Origin of the sequence: uncultured Catenibacterium sp. (assembly GCF_900540665.1) — a bacterium.
Classification (GTDB): Bacteria; Bacillota_I; Bacilli_A; order Erysipelotrichales; family Coprobacillaceae; genus Catenibacterium.
On sequence record NZ_UQGV01000019.1, the window covers coordinates 14,455 to 28,154 of the forward strand.

The 13,700-nt window shown below is 32.3% G+C and carries 12 protein-coding genes and 4 tRNA genes; 10 read left to right on the top strand and 6 right to left on the bottom strand.

Annotated features, from left to right (window positions below):
- Nucleotides 1–10: 10 nt before the first annotated feature.
- A complete protein-coding gene (gene ispF / locus QZQ55_RS04035) occupies nt 11–490 on the bottom strand; it encodes a 2-C-methyl-D-erythritol 2,4-cyclodiphosphate synthase (protein ID WP_295090205.1) in 480 nt (159 codons plus the stop codon).
- A gap of 57 nt (nt 491–547) precedes the next feature.
- A complete protein-coding gene (locus QZQ55_RS04040) occupies nt 548–2,149 on the bottom strand; it encodes a CTP synthase (RefSeq protein WP_295090208.1) in 1,602 nt (533 codons plus the stop codon).
- 154 nt (nt 2,150–2,303) lie between these two features.
- Between QZQ55_RS04040 and QZQ55_RS04045 the strand changes: the two genes are divergently transcribed.
- Both QZQ55_RS04045 and QZQ55_RS04050 read left to right on the top strand, forming a co-directional pair.
- Nucleotides 2,304–2,999 (top strand): response regulator transcription factor, encoded by a 696-nt coding sequence (locus QZQ55_RS04045; protein WP_022424738.1) that lies wholly within the window; start codon nt 2,304–2,306, stop codon nt 2,997–2,999.
- The gene (locus tag QZQ55_RS04050; protein WP_295090211.1) at nt 2,999–4,120 is read left to right on the top strand and encodes a cell wall metabolism sensor histidine kinase WalK; all 1,122 of its coding nucleotides are present in this window, start codon (nt 2,999–3,001) and stop codon (nt 4,118–4,120) included. The genes QZQ55_RS04045 and QZQ55_RS04050 overlap by 1 nt, the downstream gene beginning before the upstream one ends.
- 37 nt (nt 4,121–4,157) lie before the next feature.
- On the opposite strand, the gene QZQ55_RS04055 is transcribed toward QZQ55_RS04050, so the two are convergent.
- On the bottom strand, nt 4,158–4,742 hold the full coding sequence (locus tag QZQ55_RS04055) for an MBL fold metallo-hydrolase (protein ID WP_187011616.1): 585 nt from the start codon (nt 4,740–4,742) through the stop codon (nt 4,158–4,160).
- 218 nt (nt 4,743–4,960) lie between these two features.
- Here QZQ55_RS04055 and QZQ55_RS04060 point away from each other — a divergent pair.
- The 4 genes from QZQ55_RS04060 (at nt 4,961) to QZQ55_RS04075 (ending at nt 5,304) form a co-directional block, all read left to right on the top strand.
- Nucleotides 4,961–5,036 (top strand) — tRNA-Val (locus QZQ55_RS04060).
- 25 nt (nt 5,037–5,061) lie between these two features.
- Nucleotides 5,062–5,137: transfer RNA gene (locus QZQ55_RS04065), tRNA-Thr, on the top strand.
- A 2-nt stretch (nt 5,138–5,139) separates the two neighbouring features.
- Nucleotides 5,140–5,224, top strand: a tRNA-Tyr gene (locus QZQ55_RS04070).
- A gap of 6 nt (nt 5,225–5,230) precedes the next feature.
- Nucleotides 5,231–5,304 (top strand) — tRNA-Gly (locus QZQ55_RS04075).
- Nucleotides 5,305–5,380: 76 nt separating this feature from the next.
- Here QZQ55_RS04075 and QZQ55_RS04080 read toward each other — a convergent pair.
- Nucleotides 5,381–6,331: a hypothetical protein gene (locus tag QZQ55_RS04080; protein WP_295090214.1), complete on the bottom strand. Its 951-nt coding sequence runs from the start codon at nt 6,329–6,331 to the stop codon at nt 5,381–5,383.
- A 1,172-nt stretch (nt 6,332–7,503) separates the two neighbouring features.
- On the opposite strand from QZQ55_RS04080, the gene QZQ55_RS04085 reads away from it, so the two are divergent.
- The 3 genes from QZQ55_RS04085 to QZQ55_RS04095 all read left to right on the top strand — a co-directional run bounded on the left by QZQ55_RS04085 (nt 7,504) and on the right by QZQ55_RS04095 (nt 11,338).
- Nucleotides 7,504–9,465 (top strand): ATP-binding cassette domain-containing protein, encoded by a 1,962-nt coding sequence (locus tag QZQ55_RS04085; protein ID WP_295090217.1) that lies wholly within the window; start codon nt 7,504–7,506, stop codon nt 9,463–9,465.
- The gene (locus QZQ55_RS04090) at nt 9,458–11,107 is read left to right on the top strand and encodes an ABC transporter ATP-binding protein (protein ID WP_295090220.1); all 1,650 of its coding nucleotides are present in this window, start codon (nt 9,458–9,460) and stop codon (nt 11,105–11,107) included. Before QZQ55_RS04085 ends, QZQ55_RS04090 begins: the two co-directional genes overlap by 8 nt.
- Nucleotides 11,108–11,188: 81 nt before the next feature.
- On the top strand, nt 11,189–11,338 hold the full coding sequence (locus QZQ55_RS04095) for a hypothetical protein (protein WP_217747514.1): 150 nt from the start codon (nt 11,189–11,191) through the stop codon (nt 11,336–11,338).
- A gap of 27 nt (nt 11,339–11,365) precedes the next feature.
- Here the strand turns inward: QZQ55_RS04095 and QZQ55_RS04100 are convergent, their stop codons facing one another.
- Nucleotides 11,366–12,256 carry an aldo/keto reductase gene (locus tag QZQ55_RS04100; protein ID WP_295090223.1) on the bottom strand — a complete coding sequence of 297 codons (891 nt, stop codon included), beginning with the start codon at nt 12,254–12,256 and terminating at the stop codon, nt 11,366–11,368.
- A gap of 106 nt (nt 12,257–12,362) precedes the next feature.
- Here QZQ55_RS04100 and QZQ55_RS04105 point away from each other — a divergent pair, with 106 nt between their 5' ends.
- Nucleotides 12,363–12,803 carry a hypothetical protein gene (locus tag QZQ55_RS04105; RefSeq protein ID WP_295090225.1) on the top strand — a complete coding sequence of 147 codons (441 nt, stop codon included), beginning with the start codon at nt 12,363–12,365 and terminating at the stop codon, nt 12,801–12,803.
- A gap of 1 nt (nt 12,804) precedes the next feature.
- On the opposite strand, the gene QZQ55_RS04110 is transcribed toward QZQ55_RS04105, so the two are convergent.
- Nucleotides 12,805–13,700, bottom strand: an 896-nt coding sequence (locus QZQ55_RS04110; RefSeq protein ID WP_295090228.1) for an IS30 family transposase, incomplete at its 5' end; no start/stop codon positions are given.

The following is a 13,700-nucleotide window of genomic DNA, read 5'->3' on the forward strand; positions in this document are numbered from 1 at the left end:
TACATAACTATTACACATTTTCAAGTAAGCAGACTGCTTGAGAAACGATTCCTTCTCCTCTTCCTACAAAACCAAGCTTTTCACCACGAGTGGCTTTCACATTAATCTGTGTCACATCACAATGAAGTACTTTCGCAATATTATGTCTCATTGTAGCTATATGAGGTGCCATCTTTGGCTGTTCTGTCATAATAATCGCATCCACATTACCGATCTTATAACCTTTTTCATTCATCAGCTTATATGTTTCTTCTAACAAGATCATTGAAGAAATACCTTTGTAGCGATCATCTGTATCAGGGAAATGTTTACCTATATCTCCTTCACCTAATGCCCCAATGATTGATTCAATAATAGCATGTAAGAGAACATCTGCATCACTATGTCCCTTTAACCCTTTTTCATAAGGAATTTCTACACCACCAAGTATAAGTTTTCTTCCCTCTACCAACTGATGAATATCTATTGACTGTCCTATACGCATAACCATACCTCCATGCCTTTTATTGTACCATAAAAGGCATGAGGTTACCCTCATGCCAATGTATTAATTGTATTTCTTTTTATGCGCTGCATTCACAAGTCCCTGGAATAGAGGATGTGCTCTATTTGGTCTAGACTTGAATTCTGGATGGAACTGACATGCAACGAAATATGGATGATTAGGAACTTCAACGATTTCTACTAGATTTCTCTTTGGATTACGTCCTGAAATCACTAATCCTGCATCTTCTAACATCTGACGATATGTATTATTGAATTCATATCTATGTCTATGTCTTTCCTGGATAAGATCCTGTCCATATAACTGATGTGCAAGTGTACCTTCTTTTAATTCACAAGTGTAGCTACCAAGTCTCTGAGTACCACCCATGTTTTCTAAAGACTGATCATGCATTAATGAAATTAATGGAGTCATACAGTTCTTATCAAATTCTAATGAGTTAACATCATTAAGCTTGCATACATTTCTAGCATATTCAATAGAAGCACACTGCATACCTAAGCAGATTCCTAAGAATGGAATATCATGTTCTCTTGCATACTGGATTGCAACAATCATGCCTTCAACACCTCTGTTGCCAAATCCACCTGGTACTAAGATACCATCAGTATCAGCAAGTTTAGAAGCGATATTTTCCTTAGTTACTTCTTCTGAGTTAACCCATTCAATTTCAACTTCACTATTTGCATAGTAACCCGCATGTTTTAATGCTTCATTGACTGATAAGTAAGCATCTGGGAATTCACAATACTTACCAACCATCTTGATTTTAACTGTATCCTTTAAGTTCTTAACTCTTTCAATTAATTCACGCCATTCAGTGAAATCAGCTTCAGGCGCTTCAATTCTTAAATGATCAAGTACAACATCATCCATATGCTGATCTAATAATTCTACTGGTAACTCATAAAGAACATCTACGTCATAGTTAGAAATAATTGCTTCCTTAGGAACATTACAGAATAAAGAAATCTTGTCCTTTAATTCATCAGAAATAGTATGTTCACTACGACATACAATGATATCTGGCTGAATACCATATCCTAATAATTCCTTAACACTATGCTGTGTTGGTTTAGTCTTTACTTCATGGCTGGCACCAATATATGGAAGTAAAGTTGTATGTATATAAAGAGTATTTTTGTAGCCTCTATCGAGTCTTACCTGTCTAATTGCTTCAATAAACGGTAAAGATTCAATATCCCCTACAGTACCACCAATTTCAGTAATAACGATATCTGCCTGAGAAGATTCTTCTGCAGCATAAATCTTTTCCTTAATTGCATTTGTAATATGAGGAACAACCTGTACTGTTGCACCTAGGTAATCTCCTCTTCTTTCCTTAGAAATTACATCGCTATATACTCTACCAGTTGTTACTGAAGAGTTTCTGTTTAAGTCTTCATCAATAAAACGTTCATAATGACCTAAGTCTAAGTCAGTTTCTGCCCCATCAGCTGTTACATAAACTTCACCATGCTGATAAGGAGACATAGTTCCTGGATCCACATTAATATAAGGATCAAGTTTCTGCATGAATACTTTTAATCCTCTTTGTTTTAATATTCTACCTAAAGATGCAGCTGTTAAACCTTTCCCTAGACCTGATACGACACCACCTGTGACAAATATGAATTTTGCCATTCTCTTCACCTCTTTCTCTAAAAAACAAAAAAAGACACCTACGGAAGACCCGTTTGTGCCCTTTACAACTATAGCAAATTCCCCCGTCGTATGCAATTCTTTTCTTTATTTTATTAATTAATTATATTATGATATGGCTTGGGAGGATAAGCATATGGAAACACCTCGTATATTAGTTATTGATGATGAAAAAGAAATTTGTGATCTTATTGAAATTTATTTAAGTCAAGAAGGTTATCATGTTGAAAAGCGTTATAATGCATATACATTATTACGTGATCTTGAAAAGTTTAAGATTGACCTTGTAATTTTAGATATGATGATGCCTGGCGTAGATGGCTTACAGGCATTAGAGATGATCAGAGAAAAGTACAATATCCCAGTTATTTTTGTATCAGCTAAGACAGCTGATCAGGATAAGATTGAAGGGTTATTAAAGGGTGCTGATGATTATATCGCAAAACCTTTTAATGCAATGGAATTAGTCGCACGTGTTAAGTCACAATTAAGACGTTATCAGGTATATAGTAAACCTATTGGTGTGGATAATTCTATTATCCAGGCCAACGACCTTCTTATTGATACAAATAAGAAGATGGTTTCTGTAGATAATCGTCCAGTAGCTGTGACTAAGATTGAATATGAAATCTTAGTATTACTTGCATCACATCCAGGTACAGTATTCTCTACTGAAGATATCTATACAAAAATATGGCATGAAGAAGCAACACATGCCAACAACACCATCATGGTACATATTAGAAAACTAAGAGAAAAGATTGAAAGACAGCCTCGTACACCAAGACATATTATTACTGTCTGGGGCATTGGTTATAAGTTCGAATTATGATGCAGAAACTAAGAAAGCTGTTCATTTCTTCTTTTAAATGGCGTTTGTTGATTAATATTACATTAAGTTATCTTGTCGCATTTCTTATTTATTCTATTCTAGGAATTGTATTCGATAGAATTATTCCTATTGCGGTACCAAATGAAATGCGTTATGCATTATGTTATGCCATTTCTTTTATTGTCTTTGTAGAAATCTTCTTTAAACTGATTGATTTCACAATTGAATATATCAGAAAGCTAAGACGCTCTATCCAGCAGGTAACAAGTGGTAATTATGGTGTACAGTGTGAAGTAGAATATGATGATGAATTAGGTTCTCTTGCAGCTAACATCAATGTCTTATCAAAAACATTACTTGCGAAAGAAAAAGAAAGCGAAAAGCTAAAAGAAAAAGAAAGAGCTGCATTAGATATAGAACGTAATGCTGAAAGACAAAAGAATGAATTAATCACAAACGTAGCCCATGACTTAAGAACACCTCTTACAACTATTGTAGGATATCTTGAGTTAATTAAAGATGATTCAGCTTTAGCTAAAGAAGATGTACATAAGTATTCTGGTATTGCGTATGAGAAATCAATACGTCTACAGGAAATGATGGATGACCTCTTTGAATTCACTAAGCTTGATAATGCAGATATTAAATTGAATAAGAGTATGATCAATCTATCTGGATTAATCATGCAGATGACAGACGAGTTCTATCCTTCATTTAAAGACTGTAATATTACGCCTATTGTAGATTTGCCTGAAGAGAATATCTATGTTCAGGGAGATGGTCAGTTATTAGCCCGTGTATTTGATAATCTTATTTCTAATGCACTTAAGTATGGCTATCATAATACTGATTTAAAGATAGAAGTATCCGGTGATGAGAAATATGCAACTGTTAAAGTCATCAACCATGGTGATACAATTGCATCAGATGATATCCCACTTCTATTTAATAAATTTTATCGTACAGACTCATCACGAAACTCTAAAACAGGTGGTACTGGCTTAGGACTAGCAATCACTAAGAATATAGTAGACCTTCATCATGGTGATATTTCTGTTACAAGTGATGATCAAATCACAACATTCATCGTCAAATTCAACAGATATTTCGATCAAAACTAACATAAAAGACCACATCAAGTGGTCTTTTCATTTTGGACTATAATTTCAACCTTTCACCTGGCTTTATATATAAAGCATGAGGTGATTTAAAGCTTTTCGCAATATCTTCATCATATAATTGTGTAGGTGAAGTATGAATCGGGATAAAATAACGAGAATCAATCACATGTGCACAACGACTCGCTTCCTGTGCACTCATATTATAAATACCATCTACTGGTAATAATGCATAATCTAAATCATTGAAGCTTTCCATTTCAGGATAATAGTTTGTGTCTCCTGCACCATATAATGTAATACCATCTACAGTCATTATAAAACCAACACATTCTTCTCTTGTATGATTCTTATTTTCTGCAGGTGTTCCTTCAATCATTACTTTCTTGATCTTCTTAATAGGATATTCACCATCCACAAATAAATCTCCATGTCTTAAAATTACACCATCATCTTTTAATGTAACAAGATCTACCTGATTATGATCACTATGTTCATGCGTTACAATCACAATATCTGCAGGCATATCATAACCTTCACCTGCATAAGGATCTACATAAATCACTACACCTTCATTAGAAACAATGCGATAGCTTCCATGTCCTTGATACAATAATTCTGCCATTTTTTAAATCTCCTTTATCACTTATTTAATTATAACTTTTCTTATTACACAGTGCGATAGAATGACAAAAAATAAAAAAATTAAATTTTAGTTAAAAAAATCGTAAAAACCTGTTGACGAATCGCATAACACTTGGTATATTATATGAGCGTGCTTGGTTGGGATATGGCACTAACACTTAAGCATCGGTCTAACGGCCGGTATATCCCAAGAATATTGGAGGTTTAGCTCAGTTGGGAGAGCATCTGCCTTACAAGCAGAGGGTCAGCGGTTCGAGCCCGTTAACCTCCACCATTTTTATTAAAATTTAGCAACACACGCCGACTTAGCTCAATTGGTAGAGCAACTGACTTGTAATCAGTAGGTTGGGGGTTCAATTCCTCTAGTCGGCACCAGTGGGGAGGTAGCGAAGTGGCTAAACGCGGCTGACTGTAACTCAGTTCTCTACGAGTTCGATGGTTCGAATCCGTCCCTCCCCACCATTCCATGCGGGTGTAGTTCAATGGTAGAACTTCAGCCTTCCAAGCTGACTACGTGGGTTCGATTCCCATCACCCGCTCCATACGATTAGAAGATAGACTAAGGTCTATTTTTTTATTATCTAAATACCCACAGTTACGAGCTGTGGGTATTTTTATTTATTCTAATAATTCAAAACTATTAATCAATTCATTTTTAGATTCATACAATAATTCAGTTTTACCTGAATCAATATCATATGTATATATACCTTGATGTTTATCATTGCGCCCAAGAAGAATAATCTGATGAGAAGAACTAAAACAAGCATACTGTGTTACATCCATAATTTCATCAATATTAATTCCTGCTTTTTTCTTATTTGTTTTTGTATCTAATGTATATGTATGATATTGAGGATTCCAGACTGGGATGGTGTCACTTTCAGTAAATGTAAGATTTCCACTTTCCATTGGAAGCATTCTATAGACTAACTTGCGATTTGTAGTATAGATACGTTTGAGTTGATTATTCTTCAAACGATAAATATGCGTATTAGGTGCAATATACTTACTACCCTTACCCGCATTTGCTTCTTCTAATGCCTGATCTTCTTCTTTTTGATTACTTGCACATAGATATAAATCATGATTGAAAACATCATAGACCATATGATCAAAATCTAAATCCTCTTCTGCCTTAATCTTACTGAACTTGTTAGTTTCTATATTATAATGATAAGGCTTGAGTGATCTTTGACCTTTTTCTACGCCTAATACATAGATATTATTCTCTATAGGAATAATCTGATTTATTGCGGTTAAACCACCAGATAACTTTTTAGATTTCTTTGTATTGAGATCATAAGCATACAGATAATCACCACTATTATCTTCTTCAGCATAATATACAGCATTATTAGACTTAGAATAGACACCAAGTGGATTAGGAGAAGTATACTTCTTAGTCACTTTCTTGGTAGATAATGAATATTCATAGATATTCACTACTACATTCCCTTTCTTATCATATCCCCTTGTTGTAATAGATAGATAACGTTCTTTATTTGTTTTACAGCCCGTTATTACAAAAATACAGAGTACCACCAACAATTGAATTAACTTTTTCATAACTATTCTCCTTTCTTTATTCAATTGGAATGCCTCTTCATATATATTATATATGTTCTCTTATGTCACAGGCAATCATAAGACATCTGCTAAATGCAGATTCTTATTTAATTTTGCCATAATAACTAGCCTTTCATAGAATAAAGAAACAGACATCACAATAACTATACGCTTGCAGAAAATCAACTAGAAAGTTGTGAAAAACTAAACGCAACTTTGACCCGCTTACAGTGGAATTTAACTTTTCACTTTAGAATTATCAATAATGATATAAGCAATTTATTGACATATTTCAAATAGAATATATAATTCAGTTAGTGGTCACTAATTATGAAAGAGAGGTTGTTATGAATATAATCAAATCTATACTTTTACCTAAAAAACCTTTATATTTAATCACAGTGCTGATATGTATATTGTCATATTGTTCTAGATTTTTACCAAGTCGTGTAGCATCAAACTTTCTTATTTTTCTTACAATGATGACAGGTTTACCTTTTTATTTAGATAAAGCTGAATCTAAAAAAACTAAGATTGGATGGTTTGTTTTTACTATCATAGCCGTGATTTTTGAAGTGTTTATTGTTTATGTTCTATAATTAACGATTATAGAAGGAGTCGGATATCGCGAAAAATAAATTCATACAGAATCTGCCTTATGCAATTACAAACTGTTTTATATTATTATTGTTGTATTGTTCAAAATATCTAAATGGTATTACTGGTGGATTATATATTGTTGTTTGTACTCTTTTGTTTATAATACCTAACCAAATGAGACCTCAATCATCCCAAAAAAACGAAGAAACGTTGGACCATTACATATATCATCGTTGCTATTATTGAATTACTTTTTGTATTCATAAGGTACATATAACTGATCATTTTAAAGGGACAGTGAATTTTATAATTCACTGTCCCTTTATGTTTACATTATATATATATATATATATATTATAATTATGTTAGCGCTGACATTTATGCGGTATTTCAAGTTTATATCATATATATCAAAGAAAGTATCTGGCGAAAATGTGGCATGGAAATATAAATATCCCTTAGAAAAAATTTAACACTTATGTTACAAAAGTCGATACTTATTATTCTAGTGCATATGTAACTGCAACCGTAGGCGACTTTAAAAAATCAGACAATTGGACGGTGAGAACTAAATGATTGAATTAAATAATTTCACATACAAAACTAATAGAATACTCTTCGAAGGAGCCAATTTCATTGCTCCTTCTATTGGTATTATAGGTATTGCAGGTGAGAGTGGCTGTGGAAAAACCACTTTTTTAAAAATTATATCTAAACAGATTCCTGTTAACTCCCTTATCAATGATAGTTCATCTATATTTTATGGAAATCAGGATGCACTATTAAAAAGAGACCTTACCATAGCCCAGCAATTTGAGTTAATAGAATCTATATATAATAGAGAGCATGATCAAAATACAATAGATGAACTATCTAACAGTTTAAACATCAAAGCGAACTTATCACAGAAATATGATTCTTGTTCCTTAGGAGAAAAGAAAAGAATAATGATAGCCTTAAGTGTTTATTCTAATAGTCCTTGTATTATATTAGATGAGCCTTTATCTTCTGTAGATTATGAAGATAAACATTCAATCATGAAGTTATTAAAAGAATATAGTCATGACCGTGTTATTATTCTTACTATTCATGATGAAGAATTTGATGAATATTTAGATATTAAGTATTTAATTCAGAATCTCCACTTTACTCGTATCATAGATAATGAAAGTAATGGTGAACCACTTTCAGTAACTCATGAATTTACTCCCAAAAGAATTGCACATGTAAAAAGTAAGAAAGAAAAGTTCAGTATCCTCTTATATGCTTTGTTGTGTTTAGTTATTATCAATATGACTTTATATTCTGGTATAGAGTTATATATGACAAACAAGAATACAGCATCTATGATGGATAACTTAACTAGTAAAATTATCTATACAGGAAAAGAATACATTACAAGAAATGAATTACCTTCTGGTTATAGATTCATGGAATATGATCAAGGATTTTCTATGACTCCTCAAGAAATACAATCTATTCAATCTGTCAAAGGAGTTAAAAGTATAACAAGCTATTATCAGTTCCCAACTCGTAATTATGATACAAGAAATGACGAGGATGATAATTTAATTGCATATATGTCAGTCAAGGGTAGAGAATATTCTACTGATGATAATGTTGTTGTATCAAGTTATATAAAGGGTCAATTTGGTAATAAAAACAAAAATTATATAAGCGAAGGTCTTATGAAAACGTTAGAATTGACTGATTCAGATTTTCCTATAACCATGAAAATGGATATAGGTGTACCTGTATGTTCTACTGAATATAATGGCACTATGCGATATGGTGATCAAAATGGATTACAGAAAAAATCTTATGATGTAATTGAACGACATCCTGTTTATCAGAAGAAAAGAGTATCTATTAAAATCTATGGTGTCATCAAATCAAATGAAGATCAGGATGACTTCACAGGAAATAACGCATTAAAAGTCTATTTAAACAATGACTTTGCGAACTCTATTATAAATAAATATCGTACAACTAATGTTTCAATTAGTTTATATGAAGATCTAAATGAACATATTGTTGATTATGTTCCTGCAACTTATGCAATTGAGTGTGAAAATGCAAGTTATGTAGACCAGGTAAGAAATGGGCTCAATAAGATATCTCCAAACATCGTTACTTATATAGAGAGTGATGATTACAAACAAACAGCAAAGATGCGTCAAAAGGATTCTAAGAATACTCAAACTATGATTCTCATCTATACTGTTGTTGGTCTTATTGCTTATGTTGTTTTCTTAATCCTCTATAATAAATCAAGAGAATATATAAGATATAGGGAACTTGATTTAAATGAGAAACAGATTCAATCCATTCATATGGTTGATATCCAGTTTATGTCTACATTCCTGTTCATAGCTGTTCTTCTTTCCTTCTGTTTAAGACTATTCACATCGAGTGAGTTTGCGTTAGTAAACAATTCAATCAAGATGATTATAGGTTTAGTAAGTGCTGTTGTGACTACATTAGTCTTCTATATTACAAATAAAATAATGGTAACGAGTACGGATCATGATTAACATCAAGCATCTATCTATCACATTTGATAGAGTAATCTTTGATGATGCCAGCATCACCTTATCTAACAACAGCATTACTACAATCAAAGGAAAAAGTGGTACTGGTAAGACAACCTTATTGAATCAATTAGGACTTGTAGCCCCTTTAGCCTGTGATTATTTAATGGAGGGTCATTCTATTGATGACCCTCTTACTACAAGGAAAGAAAAGATTGGTTATGTACATCAAGAAAGTACATTATTCAATAACATGACCATTAGAGAGAATATGGAATTCGCATTCCTACTCTCCGGACAGGAATATAATGAAACTAGAATGAATGATATTCTATGTTCTATGAAGATAGAACATCTACTCAATCAGACACCTGATCATGTATCAGGAGGAGAAAGACAACGTGCAGCTATTGCCTTTGCGTTGATGAAAGATCCTTCTCTCCTTCTTTTAGATGAACCAACTGCTTCTCTAGATTCTATTAACTGCAAGTTATTAATAGAACTACTCAGTGATTATATTCATACACACCCTGTATGCGTTCTTATCGCAACTCATGATAAACGTATTCTTGATTATGCAGATGATCTCTATGAGATTCAGAATCATAAAATAGTACCTATCAAAAAGAGTATGATAGAAGAACTAGAAACCACTTCTATTACTAGAAAACCACAAAACTATTTATCTTATTACAAGAAACATCTTATACGTTCTTCTAAAATACTTTATATACTCTTTGGTTTAATTCTTTCTATGACTATAGGTATATTTGGATATCGTACATACTATTCACATGAGATCAATGCGATACAAGAGAAACTATTAGATGTACGCCTCTATTACGGAAATAACAGTAAGTATGCTTATGATTCTATTACTGAGCCCATTAGAATGGATATAAGAAGAGACCTCAATGAAATAGAACATATTCATATCACTCCATTCTATGAAACAGTTACTGATGATGTAATCGTACAATCTTATACTGGTGATACAATCAAAGCATCTCATACAATCAAGAATTTAGGTAAAGACATCACCATCAACCATCATACTTTTCATATTTCTTCCTACATAAACAAGAAGAATACTATTTCTTCTCAAGGAGATGATGTACTCTATCTTCCTGAAGCTATATATAGGAAATACTTTGATATTGATGATGTAAAGATGTTACTTGTGAGAGTAGATGATGCACAATATATCTCTAGTATTCTTTCTCAAATCAATGATATAGACCCTCACTTAACAGTATATTCTAATGTGAATCTTGATCACCTTACTCAGATTAATTCTAGAATGATGAATAGTTTACTGATGTTAATATGTGCAATATTTATTATCATGTTGATTATTCTTATCTATCATCGTCAAAAGACGATTGATTCCAACAAGGATGAATACTTCTTCCTATATGAGAATGGATTAAGTATTAAAGAGTTAAAATCTCTTGCACGATATGATTATGTTTACTACTACGTATTCTATTTAATCATACTACTAATCATAAGTATCTTTATGAGTTTCATGATGCATATACCTATTATTCTCTATGCATGCTTATTATGGTTCTTCAGTATTCTACTAGAAGAAATTATTACTACACTATGCATTCATAAGGTTGGAACACTTAAGGGCAGTTAACTGCCCTTTTAATCGCAATTATTTTATAAGACCTTCGTAGGTCTTTTAGGTACATTTGTATGGATTCTTCTAGAAGTGATTATGATTTTTACAATAAAGATGATGATTATTCCATTAATCATGCCTATCACAAAAATACATATCGCATTATTCTATACTTCTTCATTTGTGATAGAATTCTTTATACCTGTATTCATTCAAAAGATGATATCAAAACATAACATCCGTTAAAAAAGACTTCAATTGAAGTCTTTTTAGCTACCACTTCTTATTTTCTTTTCTACAATCTTCATTTACTATTCTTTCTTTCACCATCTTATCGAACCATTCAACCATATTTGGATCATAATGAGAGAAGAATAAGCTATTACTTGTATCTAATGTTTTAATAGAATTCATGTCTTCTTCTGTTAATTCAAAATCAAAGACATTGATATTTTCCTGCATTCTTTCAATATGAGTAGACTTGCAGGCAACAATAACACCTCTTTGAATAAGCCACCTCAACATAACCTGGGCAGAACTCTTATTATATTTCTTACCAATAGAAACTAATATTTCATTAGTAAATAGATTATTTCTTCCTTCACCAAATGGAGCCCATGCTTCCATCTTTACACCTTGTTTCTCCATGTTTTCCTGAGCACTCCATTGTGCATTAAAAGGATTGACTTCTACCTGGTTCACTGCTGGAATAACCTTTCTATCAAACATACAAATATCTGTCAAACGATCAGGATAGAAATTAGAAACACCAATTGCTTTAATTTTACCTTCCGTATATAACTCTTCTAAAGCACGATAAGCACCATAATAGTCACTAAAAGGCTGATGAAGTAAACACAAATCTAAATAATCTGTTTTTAGTTTTCTTAATGATTCTTCTACTGAAGCCTTACACTCTTCATAACCATAATGATCAATCCATACTTTAGTTGTAATAAAGAGTTCTTCTCTAGATACACCACATTCCACAATCGCATCTCCTACTTCACTTTCATTGAAATAACTCTGTGCTGTATCAATGCCTCTATATCCTGACTTAATTGCATCTAAGACACATCTCTTAGTATCTTCTTTAGGAATCTGATAGACTCCAAAACTAATGAGTGGCATTTCTATGCCATTATTTAATTTTACATATTCCATAACAAATACCTCCTACACTTACTGTACTAGACGGTAGTTACTCCCTGTCAAACTTCTCTTGCAATTTCTTATTAAAGTTCTAATATAAAGACAAGGAGGTATACATATGAAGAAGATACTATTATTACTATGTCTCTTATTATGTGCATGTAGTGCTCAAACTGATATAAAAGACTATACAGTCATTTATAAGAATAAAGAGGTTTATCCTGGTGTGAGTGCATCAAAGATGTCAGATGCTTTATTTGATTCTAATATTCAATATTCAGAAAAGGATGGAAAGATCCAAACAATCACTCTCTTTACTAAGAAGTATAAACTTAAGAATAATATTACTGTTGGAACTGATTATTCTACAGTAAAGCATACTTATTCTTCTCCTACTTCTAACCATTACAATAATGGAAAAGGTACAATAACCTATAAATATAAAGAGAAGAATATACAAATTAAGTTTACCTTTAAAGACAAAAAAATTTCCGCATTTTCTTTATCAAAATATCAAAATATCCCGAATTGCAAGCAGAAACTGGAAATAAGAAGATAAGTTAGTTTTTATAGAAAATAGTATTACCAGTTACATTAAGTTTAGCTAGTTCGTTGAGAAATAGTTCTTCTGAAGAAAGATATCCAAGTATCTTTCTTTTCTTTTGGTTTATTTTATTGTTTATATCAATAGTTGTCTCCTTATCAATTGTATTAATATCAGTTCCTTTCTTAATGAAATATCTTATAAGTCCATTGCAGTTCTCATTTGAGGCTCTGTCACATGAATGATAGGGTCTGCCGAAATAGACAGTGGTTCTTTTCTCTTTTGATTTTGGCTTCTGTTCTATATCCTTCCATCTAGAAAACTCACTACCGTTATCAAAGGTGATTGATTTAAAGATATCCTTAAAGCTATCACCATAAAACTTATGAAGCTTGTTTATCTGCATATAGACCTGCTTTGAAGATTTAGCAGAGATAGGAATCATATAATAGAAGCGTGTCTTTCTTTCAATGAGAGTAAGATATGCACCATTCTGTCCATCTCTAGGTCCAGTAACTAGATCACCTTCCCAGTGTCCGAATTCTTCTCTATCCTTGATATATTCAGGCCTTTCGGTAATGGAAGTGCCTTTCTGTCTTTTTGGAATGTATGACTTCCAGTTCTTTTTTGTCTTTCTTCTGACCATGCGAGGAAGATCGATAGGCTTGATGGATGTTTTTCCCTGATGTACATAGTTGTAAAAAGTTTTAGTAGACACAGTCACCATATTCTTTATTCTGTCTGGCTGATGAATCCTTAAATAGTTGATGGTCTCATCAATAGAGGACAATCTATTTGATTTTATTTCTTGTTCGACAAGAGAGATGAACTCTTTTGATTCTTCAAATTTAGAGTTATTTGGAATTTTATGAATCTTTGATCTCTTCTCGAATGCAGCCATGGCAGAAAGTT

What these genes read in the sequence shown, in the direction of transcription:
- QZQ55_RS04055 (WP_187011616.1), bottom strand. Translation starts at nt 4,742, where the DNA reads ATGGCAGAATTATTGTATCAAGGACATGGAAGCTATCGCATTGTTTCT.
- QZQ55_RS04050 (WP_295090211.1), top strand. Translation starts at nt 2,999, where the DNA reads ATGCAGAAACTAAGAAAGCTGTTCATTTCTTCTTTTAAATGGCGTTTG.
- QZQ55_RS04095 (WP_217747514.1), top strand. Translation starts at nt 11,189, where the DNA reads ATGATTTTTACAATAAAGATGATGATTATTCCATTAATCATGCCTATC.
- QZQ55_RS04100 (WP_295090223.1), bottom strand. Translation starts at nt 12,256, where the DNA reads ATGGAATATGTAAAATTAAATAATGGCATAGAAATGCCACTCATTAGT.
- QZQ55_RS04045 (WP_022424738.1), top strand. Translation starts at nt 2,304, where the DNA reads ATGGAAACACCTCGTATATTAGTTATTGATGATGAAAAAGAAATTTGT.
- QZQ55_RS04090 (WP_295090220.1), top strand. Translation starts at nt 9,458, where the DNA reads ATGATTAACATCAAGCATCTATCTATCACATTTGATAGAGTAATCTTT.
- QZQ55_RS04080 (WP_295090214.1), bottom strand. Translation starts at nt 6,331, where the DNA reads ATGAAAAAGTTAATTCAATTGTTGGTGGTACTCTGTATTTTTGTAATA.
- QZQ55_RS04040 (WP_295090208.1), bottom strand. Translation starts at nt 2,149, where the DNA reads ATGGCAAAATTCATATTTGTCACAGGTGGTGTCGTATCAGGTCTAGGG.
- QZQ55_RS04105 (WP_295090225.1), top strand. Translation starts at nt 12,363, where the DNA reads ATGAAGAAGATACTATTATTACTATGTCTCTTATTATGTGCATGTAGT.
- ispF (WP_295090205.1), bottom strand. Translation starts at nt 490, where the DNA reads ATGGTTATGCGTATAGGACAGTCAATAGATATTCATCAGTTGGTAGAG.
- QZQ55_RS04085 (WP_295090217.1), top strand. Translation starts at nt 7,504, where the DNA reads ATGATTGAATTAAATAATTTCACATACAAAACTAATAGAATACTCTTC.